Source organism: Pseudonocardia sp., from assembly GCF_025465255.1.
Classification (GTDB): Bacteria; Actinomycetota; Actinomycetes; order Mycobacteriales; family Pseudonocardiaceae; genus Pseudonocardia.
Map to the genome: position 1 here is coordinate 1 of NZ_JAODNI010000191.1, position 19,530 is coordinate 19,530.

Consider the following 19,530-nt stretch of genomic DNA (forward strand, 5'->3'; position numbering starts at 1 on the left):
GCGGCGCAAGCGGGCCCGGGTCACCCGGTCCGCGGGCGCCCCGGCGGGCGCCCCGGCGGGCGCCGAGGCCGCCGTCCTGACGGCACCGGCCGGCGGTGCGCCGAACGGCACGGGTACCGTCGATGCCGGCAGTGAGGTCGCCGTCGTCACGGCGCCCGTTCCGGTCCAACCGGAGCCTGCGGCCGTCACCACGCGGCCACGGCGGTCCCGTCGCGCGGCGTCGCGACCCGCGGGCCCGCCCGTGGACGCGGGGACCGGCAGCGACACCACAGGCAGCGAGAACCCGAGCGCTGAGAAGATGAGCGCCGAGAACACGGCAGGGACGAACGGGGGGGACCCGGTTTGACCCTGCGAATCACCCTTCCGTACCCTGGGATGCAAGGAGCCATGGCAGGCGGGCGTCGTCCGACGTCTCCGGCAGGTGGCCTGCGCGCGACCAGCGCGCCTCAGTCCCCCGATATTCAGGAGTCGTGCGTCAACGATGTACGCGATCGTCAAGACCGGCGGTAAGCAGTACAAGGTGGCCGTCGACGACGTGGTCACCGTCGAGAAGATCGACGGTGAGCCCGGCGCCGAGATCAGCCTGCCCGCCGTGCTGCTCGTGGACGGCGACCAGCTGACCACCGATGTGGATGCGCTGGCCAAGGCCTCGGTGACCGCCACGGTCGTCGAGCACACCAAGGGCCCGAAGATCCGCATTCACAAGTTCAAGAACAAGACCGGGTACCACAAGCGTCAGGGGCACCGTCAGCCGCTGACAAAGGTCCAGGTCACCGGCATCAGCCAGTAAGGGAGACGCACCATGGCACACAAGAAGGGTGCGTCCAGCTCCCGCAACGGTCGGGACTCGAACGCACAGCGACTCGGGGTCAAGCGGTTCGGCGGCCAGGCCGTCAACGCCGGCGAGATCCTCATCCGCCAGCGCGGCACCAAGTTCCACCCGGGCGCCGGCGTCGGCCGCGGCAGCGATGACACGCTGTTCGCCCTCGTCGAGGGCGCGGTGGAGTTCGGCACCCGCCGTGGCCGCAAGGTCATCAACGTGGTGCCGGCGCAGGTCTGAGGGCCCGCACACCACTTATCAGCACCGAGAACGGCGGGCCGCCCCTACCGGGGGGTCCGCCGTTCTCTCATTTACAGGAGAAAACGATGTCGCGGTTCGTCGACCGGGTCGTGGTGCACGCCACCGCAGGGGCGGGCGGCAACGGCTGCGCGTCGGTCCACCGAGAGAAGTTCAAGCCGCTGGGCGGCCCCGACGGGGGCAACGGCGGCCGCGGGGGCTCCGTGGTCCTCGTCGTCGACCCGGGTGTGCACACCCTGCTGGACTTCCACCACCGGCCGCACGCCGCGGCCAGGAACGGCACCCAGGGCCAGGGCGGCTTCCGGGCGGGCGCCAACGCGGACGACCTGGAGATGCTCGTCCCGGACGGCACGGTCATCTTCGACGAGGCCGGGAACATCATCGCGGACCTCGTCGGTCCCGGCACGCGGTTCATCGCGGCCGAGGGCGGCCGGGGCGGGCTCGGCAACGCCGCGCTCGCCTCCGCCGCGCGCAAGGCTCCCGGGTTCGCCCTGCTCGGCGAGCCGGGGGAGACCCGCGACCTCGTCCTCGAGCTGCGCTCGATGGCGGACGTGGGCCTCGTCGGCTTCCCCTCCGCGGGCAAGTCCTCCCTGGTCGCGGCGCTCTCCGCAGCCCGTCCGAAGATCGCGGACTACCCGTTCACCACGCTCGTCCCGCAGCTCGGTGTCGTCAGCGCGGGCGAGCAGATCTACACCGTCGCGGACGTTCCCGGCCTCATCCCCGGGGCCTCGGAGGGCCGCGGGCTCGGCCTGGACTTCCTGCGGCACATCGAGCGCTGCTCGGTGCTGGTCCACGTCGTGGACTGCGCCACCTTCGAGCCCGGCCGGGACCCCGTCGCGGACGTCCAGGCGCTCGAGGACGAGCTGGCGAGGTACACCCCGGCACTCGGTGGTGAGCTCGCGGACCGGCCGCGGCTCATCGCCCTCAACAAGATCGACGTCCCGGACGCGGCGGACATGGTCGAGATCGTCTCCGAGGACCTGCGGGAACGGTTCGGCTGGCCGGTTCTGGCCATCTCCACCGCCAGCCGCACCGGACTGCGCGAGCTCTCCTTCGCGATGGCCGAGCAGGTCGCGGCCTACCGCGCGGCCCAGCCCGTCGCGGAGGCCACGCGGATCGTGCTGCGGCCCGCCGCCGTCGACCAGCAGGGCTTCACCGTCGAGGAGGACCGGGAGCTCGAGGGCGGGTTCATCGTCCGCGGCGCCCTGCCCGAGCGCTGGATCCGGCAGACCGCCTTCGACAACGACGAGGCCGTCGGCTACCTCGGGGACCGGCTGGCCCGGCTCGGGGTCGAGGACGCGCTGGCCAAGGCCGGTGCGCGGCCCGGCTGCCCGGTCACGATCGGGCACGTCACGTTCGACTGGGAGCCCAGCACGCCTGCCGGTATCGCCATCGTGATGTCCGGGCGCGGCACGGACCGGCGGCTCGAGGAGGAGAGCAACCGGCTCAGTGCGACCGAGCGCAAGGCGGCCCGCAACGCCCGTCGCCGGCACCTGTCGGACGCGGAGCTGGCCGAGGGCGCGAGCTACGAGTACGAGCAGACCTTCGGCGGGCAGGCCGCGGACGACGAGGACGCCGACGCCGACGCCTCGGACGAGACCTTCGAGCTCCCGGACGACGAGCTCGAGGTGTGGAACGACTCGGAGGACCGCAGCTCCCGATGAGCGCGTCCGCCGGGGCACCTGTGGCCCTCTCGTTCCGTCTTGCGAAACGTTGGGCTCACGAGTGCCCCGGGCGGTCGCGGTGAGCGAGACCCGCGGGCAGATCGGCGCGGCGCGGCGCATCGTCGTCAAGGTCGGGTCGTCCTCGCTGACCAGCCTCGCCGGCGGCCTGGACCCGGACCGCCTGCACCGCCTCGTCGACGCCCTGGCCGGCCGCCGGGCCGCCGGCTCACAGGTCGTCCTGGTCTCCTCCGGCGCCATCGCCGCCGGGCTCGCGCCGCTGGGCCTGGTCAAGCGGCCGCGGGACCTCGCCACCCAGCAGGCCGCGGCGAGCGTCGGGCAGCTCCTGCTCGCGCACGCCTACTCGGCGTCGTTCCTGCGGCACGAGCAGCGGATCGGGCAGGTCCTGCTCACCGCGGACGACATGATCCGCCGCTCGCACTACCGCAACGCCCAGCGCACCCTCGAACGCCTGCTCGGGCTGGGCGTGCTGCCCGTCGTCAACGAGAACGACACGGTGGCCACCGACGAGATCCGGGTGGGGGACAACGACCGGCTCGCCGCGCTCGTCGCGCACATCGTCGGCGCGGACGCGCTGGTCCTGCTCTCCGACGTCGACGGGCTCTACGACGGCGACCCCCGCAAGCCCGGTTCGCGGCTGCTGGCCGAGGTCGGCGCGCCGTCGGACCTGGACGCGGTCACCGTGGCCCGGCCGGGGCAGGGTGCGCTCGGTACCGGCGGGATGAGCACCAAGATCACCGCAGCTGCGATGGCGTCCGCCTCGGGGATCCCCGTGCTGCTCGCGTCCGCCGAGGACGTGGCGCAGGCCCTGGACGGCGGGCCCGAGGGACCGAAGGTGGGCACGGCGTTCCGGGCGTCCGGGCGGCGGATGTCCGCGCGCCGGTTCTGGCTGCGGCACGCGGCGGACGTGCGCGGACGCCTCGATCTCGACGCCGGCGCGGTCGCGGCCGTCGTCGACCGCCGGCGGTCCCTGCTGGCGGCGGGCGTGCACGGGATCGACGGGGACTTCGTCTCCGGGGACGTGGTGGACCTCGTCGGGCCGCACGGCGTGGTCGTCGCGCGCGGGGTCGTCAACTACGACTCCGCCGAGCTCCCGGCCGTGATCGGCAAGCGTTCGACGGAGCTGCCGCCGGACCACCGCCGGGAGATCGTGCACGCGGACGACCTCGTACTGCTCTGAGCGGTTCCTGGCGGCGGCCGCCGTGACGCGCCACACTCGGGCGCGATGAGCATCGAGGCGGAGCGGCTCGCGGAGGATCTCGTCCGCGGCGGGCGCATCCGGGGTACCGCCGTGGAGCAGGCCTTCCGTGCGGTACCGCGGCACCTCTTCCTGCCCGGACGACCGCTCGCCGAGGCCTACGCGGACGAGGCCGTGGCCACCCAGTTCGTCGACGGCGTTGCCACCAGCTCCGCGTCCCAGCCGTCGATGGTGGCCATCATGCTGGAACAGCTCGGGCTGAGGCCCGGGCACCGGGTCCTGGAGATCGGCGCCGGGACCGGCTGGAACGCCGCGCTCATGGCCCGGATCGTCGGCCCCGAGGGCGCCGTGACCTCGGTCGACATCGACGAGGAGCTGGTCGCGCAGGCCGAGGACAACCTCGCTGCCGCGGGCGTCGACGGCGTGCGGGTCGTCTGCGGCGACGGCGCGCTCGGCTGCCCGGAGGGAGCACCTTACGACCGGATCGTGCTGACCGTCGGCAGCTGGGACGTGCGCCCGGAGTGGGTGGCGCAGCTCGCGCCGTACGGGCGGATCCTGCTGCCGCTCACCGTGCGGGGCAGCCAGCTCTCGATCGCCTTCGATGCGCTCGACCACGGCCTGCTGCGCAGCGCGTCGGTACGGAGCTGCGCGTTCATCCGGCTCCGCGGCGCCGGGGCGGGGCCGGACGTCACGACGCCGCTGGGTGGGGACTGCGGGGGCTGGTCCGTGCAGGTGGCCGAGGAGGCGGAGATCGACGTGGCGGCGGTGCGGGCCGCGCTGGCCGAGCCCGGGCCGGCGTGGCCGGTCGTGCCGGATCCGGGCCTCGACGCCGTGGACGTGTGGGACGGGCTCGGGCTGTGGCTGGCACTCGGCGATCCGGCCGTGTTCCGGCTGCTCGCGACGGGGGAGGCGGCCGATTCCCGGGTGGGTGCCGCGCTGTTCGCGGCGCGGCGGGACCGTGCGACGGTCGCGCTCGGCGGCCGGGACGGGTTCGCCGCGCTGATGACCGAGAGCCGGACCCCCGTTCCGAGACCGCGGCCTCGGCCGCGGCGGGAGCGGGGGTCGGGCGGGCCCGGGCCGGCGGGGGAGGGCGGGGCCGTCAGCGGTTCGGCGGTGCAGGCGTTCGGCCCCGGCGGTCGGGAGCTCGCGGCGCTGCTGCTGGAACGGGTCGCGGACTGGGTCGACGCGGGCCGGCCGCACGCCGCGGACCTGGACATCATCGCGGCCCCGGCCGGTGCGGAGCTGCCCTCCGGGGGAGCGGTGGTGGAGAAGGAGCACGTCCGACTGAGCGTCGCGGCGGCGGGTTGACGCCGAGCGCGCCCCACCGAGTCCGTCCCTGCACGCGCGGGGGCCGGGCGGAAGGAGCGGATCATGGAGCAGCAGGACCGCCCCGTCGTGGCCCGCCGGCCGCTGGAGCCGACCCGCGCCGCCGTCCCGAGCCGATCGGTGTGGTGGGCGAACCGCGGCGGCCAGCCGGCGTTGCTGCCCGAGCAGACGGTGCGGGTCCGCCGGGCCGCCCGCCGGGCCCGCGAGGTCTATCCCGGGCCGATCGGCGAGGTCCTCGCCGGCGAGCTGTACTCCTACGCGGACCAGGGCTGGCGCTCGCCGGACCACGGGCTGCAGGAGCGGCTGATCCGGGAGCTGCTCGGGGACGGACCGAGCTAGACGGTATGGGGTCCGGGCTGGGGCCTCCCCACATGTGAACGTGGGTTGCCGGGCAGGAATTGGGTCCTGGCCGGTAGTGCCACAAGATGTGGGAGGCCCCAGGCCGGGCCGACGGGGTTCGGGCTGGCTCGGTTCCTGACCGGGGAAGGCCTCGGGTGCCCGGGTCGCGGCGCCGTCGTGGTCGCCGTGGCGGGTGTGGAACAGGAAGCTGCACGCGGTCCGGTCCGGGCCCGTGAGGACGTGCGCGGCGATCTGATGTCGGCGCGGCATCGGTTGTCGAAGCTATTGCTGCGCCAAGGCATCGTCCAGGTACGGCGGGTAACCCTGGATCGTCAACCACGATCTGTGGCTACGCGCCCAGCTCCGCCTTTCCGCTGTTCACCGCAGTGTTGGTCGCAGGCCGTCCTCGACGACTGACCAACGCCCCACAGACGTCTGGAGTGGCCCGGTGGTGGCGGCTGCGCCTGTGAGGAGACCCGCGAACGCCCTATGAGCAACCACCCCCGCCAGTTCGCGTACGACCCGGTGATCCCCGGCCACATCCGGACGCGCTCAGCCGGCCTGGGCGAGGGCCAGCGGGAGCACCGCCGGGGCACCCGCCTTCCGGACGGCCCGCGCCGCGACCGTCATCGTCCAGCCCGAGTCGACCACGTCGTCCACCAGCAGCACCGGGCCACCGATCCCGGAGAGATCGGGGAGCGCGGACGTGTCGAACCCGTGCCACACCGCCGCGAGGCGTTGCGCGGAGTTCTCGTGCGCCCCCGGCCGCTCCCCGGCAGGCGGCAGTGCGCCGAGCAGCGGCAGCCGACCGATCTCCGCGATCCGCCCGGCGAGGTGTTCGAGCTGGTGGGGACGCGTGCGGGAACCGATCCCGATCACCCCGACCGGCCGCTCCGCCCAGTCCCACCCGGCCAGCACGCGGACCACCGCGTCCAGCAGCTCGGACGGGACGGGCCGGTCCGGGCCCTCGAGCAGCTCGCGCAGCCGGGTGCCCCAGCCGATGTCCGAGAGCCGGCCGACGGCCCGTCCGGGCTCGGCGAGCTCGTCCGCCTTGAGCTTGCCGGACACCGGGACGTCCAGCTCCTTCATCCCGCTCGGCCACATCTTCCGCGACGCGACCTCGATGCCCGGCCTCTGCAGGCGCTCCTCCGCCGCGGCCGTGCTCTCGGCGGTGACGTCCGGGGACCAGACCGTGCCGCTGCAGACGTCGCAGCGGCCGCAGGGCGTGGGGTCCGGGTCGTCGAGCTGGCGGCGCAGGAAGACCAGCCGGCACTCGTCCGTGGCGATGAAGTCCAGCATCGCCTGCTGCTCGGCCTTACGGGCCTCGGCGATCCGGCGGTGCCGCTCGCCGTCGTAGGTCCACTCCTCGCCCGTGGAGATCCAGCCGCCCTTGACGCGCTTGGCCGCACCGTCGCTGTCCAGGACCTTGAGCAGCATCTCCAGCCGGGTTCGGGAGAGATCGACCCGGGTCTCCAGCGACGCCGTCGAGATCGGGTGCTCCGACAGCGTGGCCAGCGTCTGGCGCACCAGCGGCTCGGGCGGGAACGCCAGCGAGGCGAAGTAGGCCCAGATGTCCCGGTCCTCGCGGCCCGGCAGCAGGACGACCTCCGCGCGGTCCAGCGCGCGGCCCGCGCGGCCGATCTGCTGGTAGTAGGCCACGGGCGAGGCCGGGGCGCCGAGGTGCACGACGAACCCGAGGTCCGGCTTGTCGAAGCCCATGCCAAGGGCGCTCGTGGCGACCAGCGCCTTCACCCGGTTCCCGAGCAGGTCCGCCTCGGCGTCCAGCCGGGCCTCGGGATCGGTCTTGCCCGTGTAGGAGCGGACCGCGTAGCCGCGTTCGCGCAGGAACTCCGCGACCTCCTCGGCCGTCTGGATCGTGAGCGTGTAGATGATCCCGGCGCCCGGCAGCTCGTCGAGCCGGGACGCCAGCCACGCCAACCGCTGAGCGGGGTTCGGGATCGGGACGACCGAGAGCCGCAGGCTCGCGCGGTCGAGCGAACCCCGCAGGACCAGCGGAGCCCCCCTCCGCGGAGCGTCAGCGGATCGGCCGTCAGCAGGGTCGAGGCCGAGCTGCTCGGTGACGTCGTGGACCACCCGGTCGTTCGCCGTGGCCGTGGTGGCCAGCACGGGGATGCCCGGCGGGAGCTCGGCGATGAGGTTGCGCAGCCGCCGGTAGTCCGGCCGGAAGTCGTGCCCCCAGTCCGAGACGCAGTGCGCCTCGTCGACCACCAGCATCCCGGCGCTCGCGGTGAGGCGGGGGAGGACCCGGTCCCGGAAGTCCGGGTTGTTCAGCCGCTCCGGGCTGACGAGCAGCACGTCCACCTCGCCGGCGTCGATCTCGGCGTAGGTCTGCTCCCAGTCGTCAAGGTTCGCGGAGTTGACCGTGACCGCGACGATCCCGGCCCGCGTCGCCGCGTCGATCTGGTTGCGCATGAGCGCGAGCAGCGGCGAGACGATCACGGTGGGCCCGGCGCCCTGCTCGCGGAGCAGCGCCGTGGCCACGAAGTACACCGCGGACTTGCCCCATCCGGTGCGCTGCACGACCAGCGCCCGCCGGTGCTCGGCGACGAGCGCGTGGATGGCCGTCCACTGATCCTCGCGCAGCGTCGCGCCCTCGCCGGCCAGGGTGGCCAGCACTTCCTCGGCGCGCGTGCGCAGATCCTGTTCGGTGGTGGTCACGGCACCATGATGGCGCGCACCCCCGACAGTTCCCGGGCGCGCCCCGTCCCGAAACTCCCCGATCGCCCTCGGACGGCCCGTCTGCCAGGCTCCGGGCCGTGGAGCAGCCCGGAGGCAGCCAGGTGGACCGTGCCGCGCTTCTCGGCGCGGCCCTGGCCGCGGTCGTCGCGCTGACCTTCGGCGGCCAGGGGCCGTGGGAATGGCTCGCGTCGATCGCGGGCGTCGTGCTGCTGGCGGTGCTGGCGGCCTTCTTCCACCTCCCTGCCCCGGGCGAGGCCCCGCACCGGCGCCAGCTCGTGGCGGTGTCCGGGGTGGCGGCCCTCGCCGCGGCCCTCGTCGTCGCCACGCCCCTGCAGCTGTTCCTCTCCGAGGTCACGCCGATCGGGGACCGGTGTCGGGCGAGCGGCGTCGTGGCGGCGGCCGCCCTGCGGGCCCAGGACCTCGGCGGGCTCTCCGGCCCGGTCCTGGACGAAGCCGCGGCCGAGGCGGGCACGACCGCGGAGGGGGAGTGCCTCGGCGCCGCGACGAACAGGTGGCTCTGGGTCCCGGCGGCCGGCTTCGCGGTCGTGATGTTCGGCGTCGGGATGCGGAGGTCCGCGGGGCGTCCGGCGGCGGACGACGGTTGAAAGCGGGGCGAGGCGCGGGCCTGTCGGCCGGGTGAGGTCATGGACGATCGGCCTCCGCAGTGACCCGCAGCCGCTGCTGTGATGCAACCCTCACCTCAACTTAACGACCGTACGGTTCCCAGGGCTGCGGAGCCCGGATCCGCAAGGCAGGATGACCCGGTGAACGCCATCCAGCCCCCGTTGTTCGGCTCGGTCGACGAGGTCACCGAGCGGCTCGCCGCCGTCGGCTACCTCGCCAACACCGCGGTCGCGACCACGGTCTACCTGGCGGACCGCCTCGGCAAGCCGCTGCTCGTCGAGGGTCCGGCCGGGGTCGGCAAGACCGAGCTCGCGAAGGCCGTCGCCCAGGCGACCGACGCGGGGCTCGTCCGGCTGCAGTGCTACGAGGGCATCGACGAGGCGCGCGCCCTCTACGAGTGGAACCACGCGAAGCAGCTGCTGCGCATCACCGCAGGCCAGGGTCACGAGAGCTGGGACGCGACCCGCGACGACGTGTTCAGCGAGGAGTTCCTGCTCCCGCGGCCGCTGCTCACCGCGATCCGCCGCGACGAGCCCACCGTCCTGCTCATCGACGAGATGGACAAGGCGGACGTCGAGGTCGAGGGCCTGCTGCTGGAGGTCCTCTCCGACTACCAGGTCAGCATCCCGGAGATGGGCACGGTCACCGCGACCCGCAAGCCGTTCGCGCTGCTGACCTCCAACTCCACCCGGGAGCTCTCCGAGGCGCTCAAGCGGCGCTGCCTGTTCCTGCACCTGGACTTCCCGGACGCGGACCTGGAGCGGCGCATCGTCCTGTCCCGCGTCCCGGAGCTCACCGAGAAGCTGACGGACGCGCTGGTCCGGACGGTCCGCGTGCTGCGGGCGATGGAGCTGCGCAAGGCCCCGTCGGTGGCCGAGACGATCGACTGGGGTCGCACGCTGCTCGCACTGGGCATGGACACCCTCGACGACGACGCGGTGCGCGCCACCCTCGGCGTGGTCCTCAAGCACCAGTCGGACCAGGTCAAGGCCACGGCCGAACTGCATCTCAACTAGGAGCGCCCCGATGCCGGTCACCGCGAACGAGCACGGCCTGCCCGGGCACCTCGTCGACTTCGTCGCGGCGCTCCGCACCCACGGCGTCTCCGTCGGGCCGGGGGAGACCGTCGACGCCGCCGAGGTCCTCGGCGCCCTGGACCTGCTGCGCCGCGAGGAGCTGCGGGAAGGGCTGGCCGCGGCGTTGCTGCGCCGCTCCGGGCAGCGCGAGGTCTTCGACGCCCTCTTCGAGCTGTACTGGCCCGCCGCGCTCGGCGCCGGCAGCGGCCAGGTCCACGTCCCGCGCATCGAGGGCGAGGACCCGGACACCCCCGACGGGCCGGTCGACGTCGACGCCCTGCGCGAGATCCTCGCGGACCTGCTCCGGGACGGCGACACCGACGCGCTGCGGGCACTCGCCCGCGCCGTCGTCGACGCGCTGGGGCAGGCCGGGGCCAGCGGCACCGGCATCCGCGGGTCGAGCGCGCAGCCCAGCTGGTCCGCCTACCAGGCGCTGCGGGTGATCTCGCCCGAGACGCTGCTCGCGTCGATCATGAACGGCCTCCGCCAGCCGGACGACTCGGACTTCACCGACGAGATGCGCCGCCGGGAGATCCGGGACCGCATCGCCCAGTTCCGCAAGATGGTGACCGACGAGGTGCGCCGCCGCACCGCCGAGCAGCGCGGCCGCGAGCAGGTGGCCAAGACGGCGGTGCCCAAGCAGGCCGAGCAGGTCGAGTTCCTCTCCGCCTACGCCGAGCAGCTCACCTTGCTCCGCCGCACGGTGCACCCGCTGGCCCGGCGCCTCGCCGCGCGGCTCGCGGTGCGCCGCAAGCACGCCAAGCGCGGCACCCTGGACATGCGCCGGACGCTGCGCCGCTCGATGTCCACCGGTGGCGTCCCGATGAAGCCCGCCTACCGGAAGCGCCGGCCCGGACGGCCCGAGCTCGTCATCCTCTGCGACGTCTCCGGCTCCGTCGCCGGGTTCAGCCACTTCACGTTGTTGCTGGTCCAGGCGTTGAGGGAGCAGTTCAGCAAGGTCCGGGTCTTCGCGTTCGTCGAGAAGACGGACGAGGTGACGCATCTGTTCGAGCCCGGCGCCGAGCTGTCGGGCGTGATGCAGCGGGTGCTGCGCGAGGCGGACCTCACCGCGTTCGACGGGCACAGCGACTACGGCGGCGCCCTCGGCAGCTTCGCGGAGTTCTACGGCGAGGCCATCACCTCCAAGAGCTCGGTGCTGATCCTCGGCGACGCCCGCACGAACTACCGGGACCCGAACCTCGCCGTCCTGCGGCGGTTGATCTCCCAGGCCCGGCACGCGCACTGGCTCAACCCGGAGCCGCGGCGGCAGTGGGGCAGCGGGGACTCCGCGGCGCTGCGGTACGCGGACGTCATGCCGATGCACGAGTGCCGCACGGCCGGCCAGCTGGCGGACGTCGTCGAGGCGCTGCTGCCGGTCTAGCCGCTCTAGGACAGGCCCTGGCTGTCCCAGAGAGCCATGCTGAGCGGATCCTCGCTCGGCACGTCCGGGGTGATCCGGCCGCCGTGGACCTGCCCGGTGCGGTCGGCGAACCGGCTGGTGGTGACGGTGAGGACGGCGCCGCCCGGCAGCGGCAGCGTCTCGTTGCCGGTGCTCAGCCCGAGGGTGGGGGAGCCGTAGGAGCGGACGTCCGGCGCGCCCCGGAACGCGACGACGACGGCCTCGCCGGAGCCGGCCGTCGCGCCGTCGGTGAGAAGCGCCACCGGCCCGGACATGCTGTCCCGCGCCGCGCGGGCCATCGGCCGGCGGCCCATCAGCAGCACCCCGCCCAGGAGCCGCCACGGCGTCGACCCGCCGGCGCGGTCGACGAACGCGCCGATCCGCCCGTCGGGCTCGGGGCGCAGCAGCGGTGCCACCACCGCGAGCACGGGCCACATCGAGCCGCCGCCGTTGCCGCGCAGGTCGACGACCCACCGCGCCGCGCCCGCGCCTGCGAGCGCCTTCCGGCCCGCCGCCTCGTACTCGCGCGCGTCCCGGGCGGAGCAGGCCGGCAGGGTGAGGACCCCCGCGTCGCCCTCCCTCCGGACGGCCGGCAGCTCCGGCGCCCCGTGCGCCATCGCGCGCCCGCGCAGCCCGCTGTGCGGCCCGCCCGCCGCGCGGACGATCCGGAACAGCGCGAGCTCCAGCGCCTCCGGGTCCCCGAACGCGGCCGCGACCTCCCCGCGTGCCTGCGGCCAGTCCACGCGGTCGCTGTGCAACGCCCGCCCCTGCACCACGTCGAGCGCCCGCTCGACGGCCTTCCGGTCCCGTCCGGCCCGCCCGATCACCGGGTCAGTATGGCGGGTGCCGATCCTCGCGGAGGCGACGCGGGGCGCGAGCCGAACCGCCTCGGCTTCCGAACACGAGCGCCTCGCGGCGGCGGTGCCCGGGCCGCATCGCGGCGAGCAGCATCCTCAGCACCGGCCCGGCCTCGACCTCGGCCGCCGCGCGCGTGCACCCCGACCCCTGGTGAAGGACCCCGAGATGTCCGAACCCCTCGACCCCGACAGCGGCCCGGCGCGCGAGCGCATCCTCGCCGCGGCCGAGGAGCTGTTCGCCGAGCGTGGCTTCGACGCCACGCCCACCTCCCGCATCGCCGAGCGCGCCGGGGTCCCCAAGGGGCTCGTGCACTACTACTTCACCCGCAAGCCGGACCTGCTGAGCGCGTTGGTCGAGCGGCTGCCGGAGGAGCGGGTGGACCGGGAATCGGTGATCGTCGCGGGGGACGTCACCGAGAGCCTCTGCCGGCTCGTCACGGTGCTCGACGAGATGCTGGGCGCCTCCGCCACGCTCTCGCACCTGCGTGGCGCGAGGCGGACACGCACCCGGCCGTCCGGGACGCGCTGCACGACCGCTTCGACCGGCTCGTCGGGGTGATCCGGGACGTCGTCCTGGGGGCGCGGGAGGGGAACCCGACGGGCGTCGAGAGCGTCGCGCTGCTGCTGGCCGCCGCCGTGAGCTACCGGCACTCCGTCGCCCGGCACGCGGACGACGAGTCCGCGGCGAAGGCCGAGATGACCCGTGAGCTGCGGTTCCTCGCCGAGGCACTCGACGCGGGCGTCGGTTGACCCGACGGGGGCCGATCAGTCGGGGGCGGGCTCGTCCCGCACCGGCGTGACGCCGATCGCCAGCACCGGCGCGAGCGCGGCCGCGGCGAACCCCACGGCGTAGCCGGAGCCGCCGATGATCGCGCCGAGCACGATCGGCGCCAGCGAGGACACGACGTTCTGGCCGGTGTTCTGGATCCCCAGCGCCCGCCCGGACCAGGAGCTGCCGGCGATCTCCGCGACCGCCGTGAACGCCAGACCGTTGTCCGCGACGCTCACCACCGCGCCCACGGCGAGCGACGCGATCGCGAGCCAGGGCGCCACCAGGTCCCCGAGGGCGAAGGACAGCAGGACCAGCGTCGCGCCGACCGCCAGCTGCCGCATCGGTCGCAGCCGGGAGCCGACCCGGTCCGACCACCAGCCGGCGCCGATCCGGCCCGCCGCGCCCGCGATCTGAAGGACGGCCACGAACACGCCCGCCGTCGCGATCGCCCAGCCGTGCTCGCGGACCAGGTACTCGGTGGAGAACGCCGCGATCGCGAACTGCGGCACGACCAGCAGCGCGCTGGCCGCGTGCACCCGCCACAGCAGCGGGGCGCCGTACGGCGAACCGGGCCTGGCCTCCCCGGCGACGCGCGGCGGGCGGGCCGGGTCGGGGGCGAACGCGGCCACGAGCACCGCCGAGAGCAGGCACAACGCCGCCGGGAGCGCGAGCGACGGGAACACGCCGACGTGCGCGGCGAGGCTCGGCAGGGCCAGCCCGGCGATGCCGACGCCCAGCGGCTGCGCGGTCTGCCGGATCCCCATCGCCACGCCGCGCTCGTCCCGGGGGAACCAGCCCATCACCATCCGGCCGCTCGCCGCGAACACGGAGGCGGCCGCGGCGCCGCCCAGGGCCAGCAGCGCGACCAGCGGGACCGCGCCGGGGTGCGGCAGGGACGCGACCAGCCCGACGACCAGTGCTTGGATCCCGAGGCCGGACGCGATGACCCGGCGCTCGCCCCAGCGGTCCGCGGCGGCGCCCCAGAGGATCAGGGTCAGCAGCAGGCCCGCCGTGGGCCCGGCGACGTAGGCGCCGGCCTCCGCGAGGGAGAGACCGAGGGTGTCCCGCAGCGTCGGGACCAGGAACGGGATGCCGTAGACGAACGAGCAGGCGGAGGACTGGGCCAGCACGCCGAGCGCGAGGACGACCCACCGCCGCCGGGATCGCACCTGGTCCTCACGCGTCGCGGGCGGGGTCGTCATGGTCCGGCACCCTACGTGCGGATATCGAATGCTGAGAAGTTCGTCCTAAAGTTTGGGATCGTCGGGCAGGTGCGGCGGTCTCCTCCGGTCCTGCAGCCCCTTGACGACGGCGGCCAGCGTGGCCAGGCCGACGATCGCCAGCACGATCCACGCCATCATCGTCATCGCAGCTCCCGGGGCCGTCCTTGGTCGAGGTCGAGGGCTGTCAGGGTACTGTCTCGAACACACGTTCGATCCCGTGTACGGTCGAGGGCATGGTCGATCTGATGTGGCAGCCGTCTCTGCTGGAGACGCCCGGCGGCCCCGAGCTCGACCCCGGGTTCCACGGGCTCCGGCGGCACGAGCTCGGCGTCGGCGCCTGGGTGGACGTCGTGCCGGGGTGGCTCCGCGGTACGGGCGAGCTGTTCGAACGGCTGCTCGCCGGCACGCCGTGGCGCAGCCGCGAGGTCCGGATGTACGAGCGCACGCTGCCCGAGCCGCGGCTGACCCACCGGTGGAGCCGGGCGGACGGTCTCCCCGAGCCGATCCTGGAGGAGATGGCGGACGTCCTGTCCGGCCGCTACGGCGAGGAGTTCACCCAGGTCGGCGCCAACCTCTACCGGGACGGCGCGGACAGCGTGGCCTGGCACGGGGACCGGGTGGCCCGCGAGCTCCCCACAGCGACGGTGGCGCTGGTGTCGCTCGGTGAGATGCGGCCCTTCCGGCTCCGGCCGACGGGTGGTGGGCCGTCGGTCGGGTTCCTGCCCGGGCCCGGGGACCTGCTCGTGATGGGCGGGTCGTGCCAGCGCACGTGGCAGCACTCGGTGCCGAAGGTGCGGGCGGCCGGGGCCCGGATCAGCATCCAGTTCCGGCACGCCTATCCGGCCCCCTGAGCCCGCCCGTAGGCGAGCCCGCCTCTTCGTGACCCGGCCGGCCAGCCGGCCGTCGATCGTCGCGACGGCGGGGTCAGCCGGGCCGCTTCGACGAGTTCCTCACCCGGGTCGGCCACGACTGGGTCAACGAGGTCGCCGGCTACCTGGGATCAGCCCCCCATCTTGTTGCCCCGGCGTTTCCCTCCGGCACATCGCCGTGACCGCCCGCGCCGGACGGGCCGGGACGCGACCGAACGGGTGAGGACGCGACGCCCGCGGGCGCATAGTCTGCGTCGATGCAGCGCAAGATCGGTGTCATGGGCGGCACGTTCGATCCCGTGCACCACGGGCACCTCGTCGCCGCCAGCGAGGTCGCCCACCGGTTCAACCTCGACGAGGTGCTGTTCGTCCCGACCGGGCAGCCGTGGCAGAAGTCGGCCAAGTCCGTCAGCCCCGCCGAGGACCGGTACCTGATGACGGTCATCGCGACGGCGTCCAACCCGCGGTTCGGCACCAGCCGGGTGGACATCGACCGCGGGGGACCGACGTACACCGCGGACACCCTGAGGGACCTCGCCGCCACGATGCCCGACGCCGAGCTGTTCTTCATCACCGGCGCGGACGCGCTCTCCCAGATCCTGTCCTGGCGCAAGGTCGACGAGCTGTTCGAGCTCGCGCACTTCGTCGGCGTGACCCGTCCCGGCTACGAGCTGGGCGACGAGCACCTGCCGGAGGGCTCCGTGACGCTGGTCGAGGTGCCGGCGATGGCGATCTCCTCCACGGACTGCCGGGACCGCGTCGCCGAAGGCCGCCCGGTCTGGTACCTGGTGCCGGACGGCGTCGTCCAGTACATCTCGAAGAGGGGGCTCTACGCCCCCGATCAGCCGGTCGGCGTCTCGCATCCCGCCTAGCTCCGTCCTGCCCGCGCCCGCCCGACCCCCGCGCCTCGGGGGCGGCCGAGCGCGGCTGCCACACTGGACCCGGCTGCACCCTCTCACCGGGGGTGGGCCGGAGAGCAGATGAGCACAGAGGGAGTCGTGACCGCAGTGGCGGCAACAGAAGAGGCACTCGAGATGGCCCGGGTGGCCGTGGCGGCCGCCGCCGACAAGCTGGCCCAGGACATCACGGTGCTGGATGTGTCCGACCAGCTCGTCATCACGGACTGCTTCGTCATCGCGTCCGCGCCCAACGAGCGCCAGGTGCAGGCCATCGTCGACGAGGTCGAGGAGAAGCTGCGCCAGAACGGGGTGAAGCCCACCCGCCGCGAGGGTGCGCGCGAGGGCCGCTGGGTCCTGCTGGACTTCACCGACATCGTGGTGCACGTGCAGCACAACGAGGAGCGCAGCACCTACGGCCTCGACCGGCTGTGGAAGGACTGCCCACGGATCGACTTCCCCGAGGCCCGGGTCGAGGCGGATCCCGACGGCACCGTCACGGCTCCGTGAGCCTCCGCCGGGTCGTCCTGCTCCGGCACGGGCAGACGGACTACAACGTGGCCGGACGCATGCAGGGCCACCTGGACTCCCACCTCACCGAGGAGGGGCGCGAGCAGGCGCGCCGCGCCGCCCCGGTCATCGCGCGGATGTCCCTGGACCGCATGATCAGCTCGGACCTGACCCGTGCGGTGGACACCGCCGAGGAGGTGTCCACCGCCTCCGGGCTGGCGGTGAAGCTGGACCAGCGGCTCCGCGAGACGCACCTCGGGGAGTGGCAGGGCCGCAGCGTCGGCGAGGTCGAGGTCGACTACCCGGGCGCGATCACCGAGTGGCGCGGGGACCCGCGCTGGACCCCGCCCGGCGGCGAGTCCCGCGTCGACGTCGTGCGGCGCTCGCTGCCCGTCGTCGAGGAGATCGACGAGGAGTACGCGGACGAGGTCGGCGAGCAGTCGCTGCTCCTGGTGGCGCACGGCGGGATGATCGCCGGAATGGTGTGTGGGCTGCTGGACCTGCCCGAGTCCACGTGGCCGATCATCGGCGGGATGGGCAACTGCAAGTGGGCGGTCGTCGCGAGGCGCGCGGACCACCCGCGCTGGCGGCTGTCCGGGTACAACATCGGTGTCAGCTGAGCTCTCGGGCCGTCCCACGCTCCTCGTCCTCGGGGACTCGCTGACCTTCCACGGACCCGAGCGGGCCGAGCCGTCGGACGATCCGCGCCTCTGGCCCAACATCGCCGCCGCCGCGCTGGGCGGGCACGCCGAGATCGTCGCCGGGATCGGCTGGACGGCCCGGCACGCCTGGCACGCGCTCACCCACGACCCGCGGGTGTGGGCCCTCATGCCGAGGATCGACGCGCTGGTGCTCGGCACGGGCGGGATGGACGCGCTCCCGTCACCGCTGCCGACGGCACTGCGCGAGCTGATCCCCGCCGTCCGTCCCGACCGCGCGCGGCGGGTGCTGCGCGACGGCTACCTGCGCGCGCAGCCGGGCCTCTCGCGGGCGTTCGCCCGTCTCCCGGGAGGCGGCCCGGTGGCGCTCCCACCGCGGCTCACCGTGTCCTACCTGCAACGATGCCGCGACGCGGTGCTCGCGCTGCGCCCCGGGATCCCGGTCGTCGCGGCCCTGCCGTCCGTGCACCGCGCCGCGGTCTACGGCCACGCGCACCCCGGGCGGGTCCCCGCCGAGCGGGCCACCCGGGACTGGGCCGCGGAAGTCGGGGCGCGGATCCTGGACGTCCCGACACTGGTCGCGGCGCACGTGCTCGGCGGGCACGGGAACCCGGACGGAATGCACTGGGGGTGGGAGGGTCACCGGAGGGTCGGCGAGGCGCTGGGGTCGATCCTGGTGCGTGAGCTGCCCGTCCGGCCCGGCCACTAGGGTCGGCTGTCATGCCCCCCTCGCCCGTCGCCGTCGTGACCGACTCGACGACGGACCTCCCGTCGGGGGTCGCCGCCCGCAGCGCCATCACGATCGTGCCGCTCGAGGTCCGGATGGGGGAACGGACCGGGCGCGACGGTATCGACATCGGCCCGGGAGACCTGAGCGCGGCGCTCGCGGACCGGAGCCTGGAAGTCCAGACCTCCCGGCCGACGCCCGCCGCGTTCGCCGAGGTGTACCGCGCGCTGCTCGCGGACGGCGCGCCGTCCGTGGTGTCCGTGCACCTCTCCCGGGAGCTGTCCGGTACCTGGGACGCCGCCCGGCTCGCCGCGGAGGAGGTCGGGCAGGGACGGGTGCGGGTCGTCGACTCGCGTGCGGTCGCGATGGGCCTCGGGTACGCGGTGCTCGCGGCGGTCCGCGCCGCCGAGTCCGGGTGCGCCGGAGCCGCGGTGGAGGAGGCCGCCGCCGCGGTCGCGGCCCGCTGCCGCGTCTTCTTCTGTGTCGACGACCTGGACCGGCTCCGCCGGGGCGGCCGGATCGGTGCGGCCACGGCCCTTCTCGGCACCGCGCTGTCCGTCAAGCCGATCCTGCACCTGGCGGAGGGGCGGATCCGGCCGCTGGAGAAGGTGCGGACCGCGGCCCGGGCCACGCAGCGGCTCGTCGAGCTCGCGGTGAAGGCGGCCGGGGAGGGGGCGGACCTCGCCGTGCACCACCTCGGGGCGGCCCACCGGGCCGAGGAGCTGGCGGACCGGCTGCGGGAGCGGTTGCCGAGCGCGTCGCGGCTGCTCGTCTCCGAGGTCGGTGCGGTGCTCGGGGCGCACGTGGGGAACGGCGCGCTCGGGGTGGTCGTGGTGCCGCGCGGGTAGGACCCGCGCAGCCTGCCATACGGCACCGACGGTTCTGCCGGATCCGGACTCGGCGCGGGCGGGTTGTCCCCACCCCGCTCCGGCCATCCACAGCGCGACGACTCGTCCCGGAACCGGGCCCGCGCGGACCTAGCGTCCTCGGTGTGGCCCGGCGCGCAGCTCCTCCCGACCCCGGCACCCGGCTCGCCGCGGTGCTGGGAACGCCGCTGGGCCGCCCCTACCCGGACCCCGCCGACACCCCCGGTCCCGACGCTCCCGGGCCGGGGTCCCCGGCGGTGGGGTCCGGGCGGGTGGCAGCCGCCCCGCCAGGTCCCGGGGACCCGCCGACGGTCCCGATCCCGCTGCCGCTGCCCGTGCCGAGGTCGGCGCCCGTCGTCGCGCCGAGGTGGGACGGGCGGGAGGAGGCGACCTGGCCCGCCGACGCGGCCGGTCCGCAGGACCTCGGGCCGTCGGTTGCACCCGGCCCGGACCGGTCGGATGCCGCAGGGCTGGGCGGATCCGCCCGCCCGCCGGCGCACCAGCCCGGCGGGCGGCCCGGCCGCCTCGGGATGCTCGCCCGCCGCTGGGTCCCCGAGGCCTGGCGCGGTGCCCGCCTCGACCCCGGACGGCCCGGCGCCATCGCGCTCGTGCTGGTCGCGGCGGTGGCGGCCGTGCTCGCCGCGGTCGGCGTGTGGAGCGGGCGGCCACAGGCGGAGCCGGTCGGCGGGCTGCCGGCGGTGGGGATCGACACCGCGGTGCCGGCCGCCC

General features: G+C 74.6%; 18 protein-coding genes and 3 pseudogenes. 18 read left to right on the forward strand and 3 right to left on the reverse strand.

Annotated features, from left to right (window positions below):
* The 7 genes and pseudogenes from JWP64_RS22995 to JWP64_RS23025 form a co-directional block, all read left to right on the forward strand.
* Positions 1-346 (forward strand): annotated as a pseudogene (locus JWP64_RS22995) (hypothetical protein); the annotation flags it as partial.
* Positions 347-481: 135 nt separating this feature from the next.
* Entirely contained in the window at positions 482-790 is a 309-nt protein-coding gene (rplU, locus tag JWP64_RS23000; RefSeq protein WP_297500744.1) for a 50S ribosomal protein L21, read from the forward strand.
* Between the two features lie 12 nt (positions 791-802).
* On the forward strand, positions 803-1,060 hold the full coding sequence (gene rpmA, locus JWP64_RS23005; RefSeq protein ID WP_297500747.1) for a 50S ribosomal protein L27: 258 nt from the start codon (positions 803-805) through the stop codon (positions 1,058-1,060).
* Positions 1,061-1,146: 86 nt separating this feature from the next.
* Positions 1,147-2,742, forward strand: coding sequence for a GTPase ObgE (obgE, locus tag JWP64_RS23010; RefSeq protein WP_297500750.1), 1,596 nt, complete (start codon positions 1,147-1,149; stop codon positions 2,740-2,742).
* Positions 2,743-2,821: 79 nt separating this feature from the next.
* Positions 2,822-3,940 carry a glutamate 5-kinase gene (proB, locus tag JWP64_RS23015; RefSeq protein WP_366890441.1) on the forward strand — a complete coding sequence of 373 codons (1,119 nt, stop codon included), beginning with the start codon at positions 2,822-2,824 and terminating at the stop codon, positions 3,938-3,940.
* Positions 3,941-3,985: 45 nt separating this feature from the next.
* Positions 3,986-5,266: a methyltransferase domain-containing protein gene (locus JWP64_RS23020; protein ID WP_297500755.1), complete on the forward strand. Its 1,281-nt coding sequence runs from the start codon at positions 3,986-3,988 to the stop codon at positions 5,264-5,266.
* A gap of 63 nt (positions 5,267-5,329) precedes the next feature.
* Positions 5,330-5,623, forward strand: coding sequence for a hypothetical protein (locus JWP64_RS23025; protein WP_297500758.1), 294 nt, complete (start codon positions 5,330-5,332; stop codon positions 5,621-5,623).
* A gap of 552 nt (positions 5,624-6,175) precedes the next feature.
* Here JWP64_RS23025 and JWP64_RS23030 read toward each other — a convergent pair.
* Positions 6,176-8,302 carry a DEAD/DEAH box helicase gene (locus JWP64_RS23030; protein ID WP_297500761.1) on the reverse strand — a complete coding sequence of 709 codons (2,127 nt, stop codon included), beginning with the start codon at positions 8,300-8,302 and terminating at the stop codon, positions 6,176-6,178.
* Between the two features lie 98 nt (positions 8,303-8,400).
* On the opposite strand from JWP64_RS23030, the gene JWP64_RS23035 reads away from it, so the two are divergent.
* The 3 genes from JWP64_RS23035 to JWP64_RS23045 all read left to right on the forward strand — a co-directional run bounded on the left by JWP64_RS23035 (position 8,401) and on the right by JWP64_RS23045 (position 11,404).
* Complete coding sequence (locus JWP64_RS23035) at positions 8,401-8,928, forward strand: hypothetical protein (protein WP_297500765.1); 528 nt, start codon at positions 8,401-8,403, stop codon at positions 8,926-8,928.
* 168 nt (positions 8,929-9,096) lie between these two features.
* A complete protein-coding gene (locus JWP64_RS23040; RefSeq protein ID WP_297500790.1) occupies positions 9,097-9,963 on the forward strand; it encodes a MoxR family ATPase in 867 nt (288 codons plus the stop codon).
* Positions 9,964-9,973: 10 nt separating this feature from the next.
* A complete protein-coding gene (locus tag JWP64_RS23045) occupies positions 9,974-11,404 on the forward strand; it encodes a VWA domain-containing protein (protein WP_297500768.1) in 1,431 nt (476 codons plus the stop codon).
* Positions 11,405-11,409: 5 nt separating this feature from the next.
* Here JWP64_RS23045 and JWP64_RS23050 read toward each other — a convergent pair whose 3' ends face one another.
* Entirely contained in the window at positions 11,410-12,249 is an 840-nt protein-coding gene (locus tag JWP64_RS23050; RefSeq protein WP_297500771.1) for a S41 family peptidase, read from the reverse strand.
* Between the two features lie 196 nt (positions 12,250-12,445).
* Here JWP64_RS23050 and JWP64_RS23055 point away from each other — a divergent pair.
* Positions 12,446-13,029 (forward strand): annotated as a pseudogene (locus JWP64_RS23055) (helix-turn-helix domain-containing protein).
* Positions 13,030-13,044: 15 nt separating this feature from the next.
* Here JWP64_RS23055 and JWP64_RS23060 read toward each other — a convergent pair.
* Complete coding sequence (locus JWP64_RS23060; RefSeq protein ID WP_297500773.1) at positions 13,045-14,253, reverse strand: MFS transporter; 1,209 nt, start codon at positions 14,251-14,253, stop codon at positions 13,045-13,047.
* Between the two features lie 254 nt (positions 14,254-14,507).
* Here JWP64_RS23060 and JWP64_RS23065 point away from each other — a divergent pair, with 254 nt between their 5' ends.
* From JWP64_RS23065 to JWP64_RS23095, 7 genes and pseudogenes are all read left to right on the forward strand, one after another.
* On the forward strand, positions 14,508-15,125 hold the full coding sequence (locus JWP64_RS23065) for an alpha-ketoglutarate-dependent dioxygenase AlkB (RefSeq protein WP_297500776.1): 618 nt from the start codon (positions 14,508-14,510) through the stop codon (positions 15,123-15,125).
* Between the two features lie 275 nt (positions 15,126-15,400).
* Entirely contained in the window at positions 15,401-16,015 is a 615-nt protein-coding gene (gene nadD, locus JWP64_RS23070; RefSeq protein WP_297500780.1) for a nicotinate-nucleotide adenylyltransferase, read from the forward strand.
* Between the two features lie 135 nt (positions 16,016-16,150).
* Complete coding sequence (gene rsfS, locus JWP64_RS23075) at positions 16,151-16,549, forward strand: ribosome silencing factor (protein ID WP_297500793.1); 399 nt, start codon at positions 16,151-16,153, stop codon at positions 16,547-16,549.
* The gene (locus tag JWP64_RS23080) at positions 16,546-17,169 is read left to right on the forward strand and encodes a histidine phosphatase family protein (RefSeq protein WP_297500783.1); all 624 of its coding nucleotides are present in this window, start codon (positions 16,546-16,548) and stop codon (positions 17,167-17,169) included. Before rsfS ends, JWP64_RS23080 begins: the two co-directional genes overlap by 4 nt.
* Positions 17,159-17,917 carry a diglucosylglycerate octanoyltransferase gene (gene octT / locus JWP64_RS23085; RefSeq protein ID WP_297500785.1) on the forward strand — a complete coding sequence of 253 codons (759 nt, stop codon included), beginning with the start codon at positions 17,159-17,161 and terminating at the stop codon, positions 17,915-17,917. The genes JWP64_RS23080 and octT overlap by 11 nt, the downstream gene beginning before the upstream one ends.
* An 11-nt stretch (positions 17,918-17,928) precedes the next feature.
* Positions 17,929-18,783: a DegV family protein gene (locus JWP64_RS23090; RefSeq protein WP_297500788.1), complete on the forward strand. Its 855-nt coding sequence runs from the start codon at positions 17,929-17,931 to the stop codon at positions 18,781-18,783.
* A gap of 143 nt (positions 18,784-18,926) precedes the next feature.
* Positions 18,927-19,530 (forward strand): annotated as a pseudogene (locus tag JWP64_RS23095) (hypothetical protein); the annotation flags it as partial.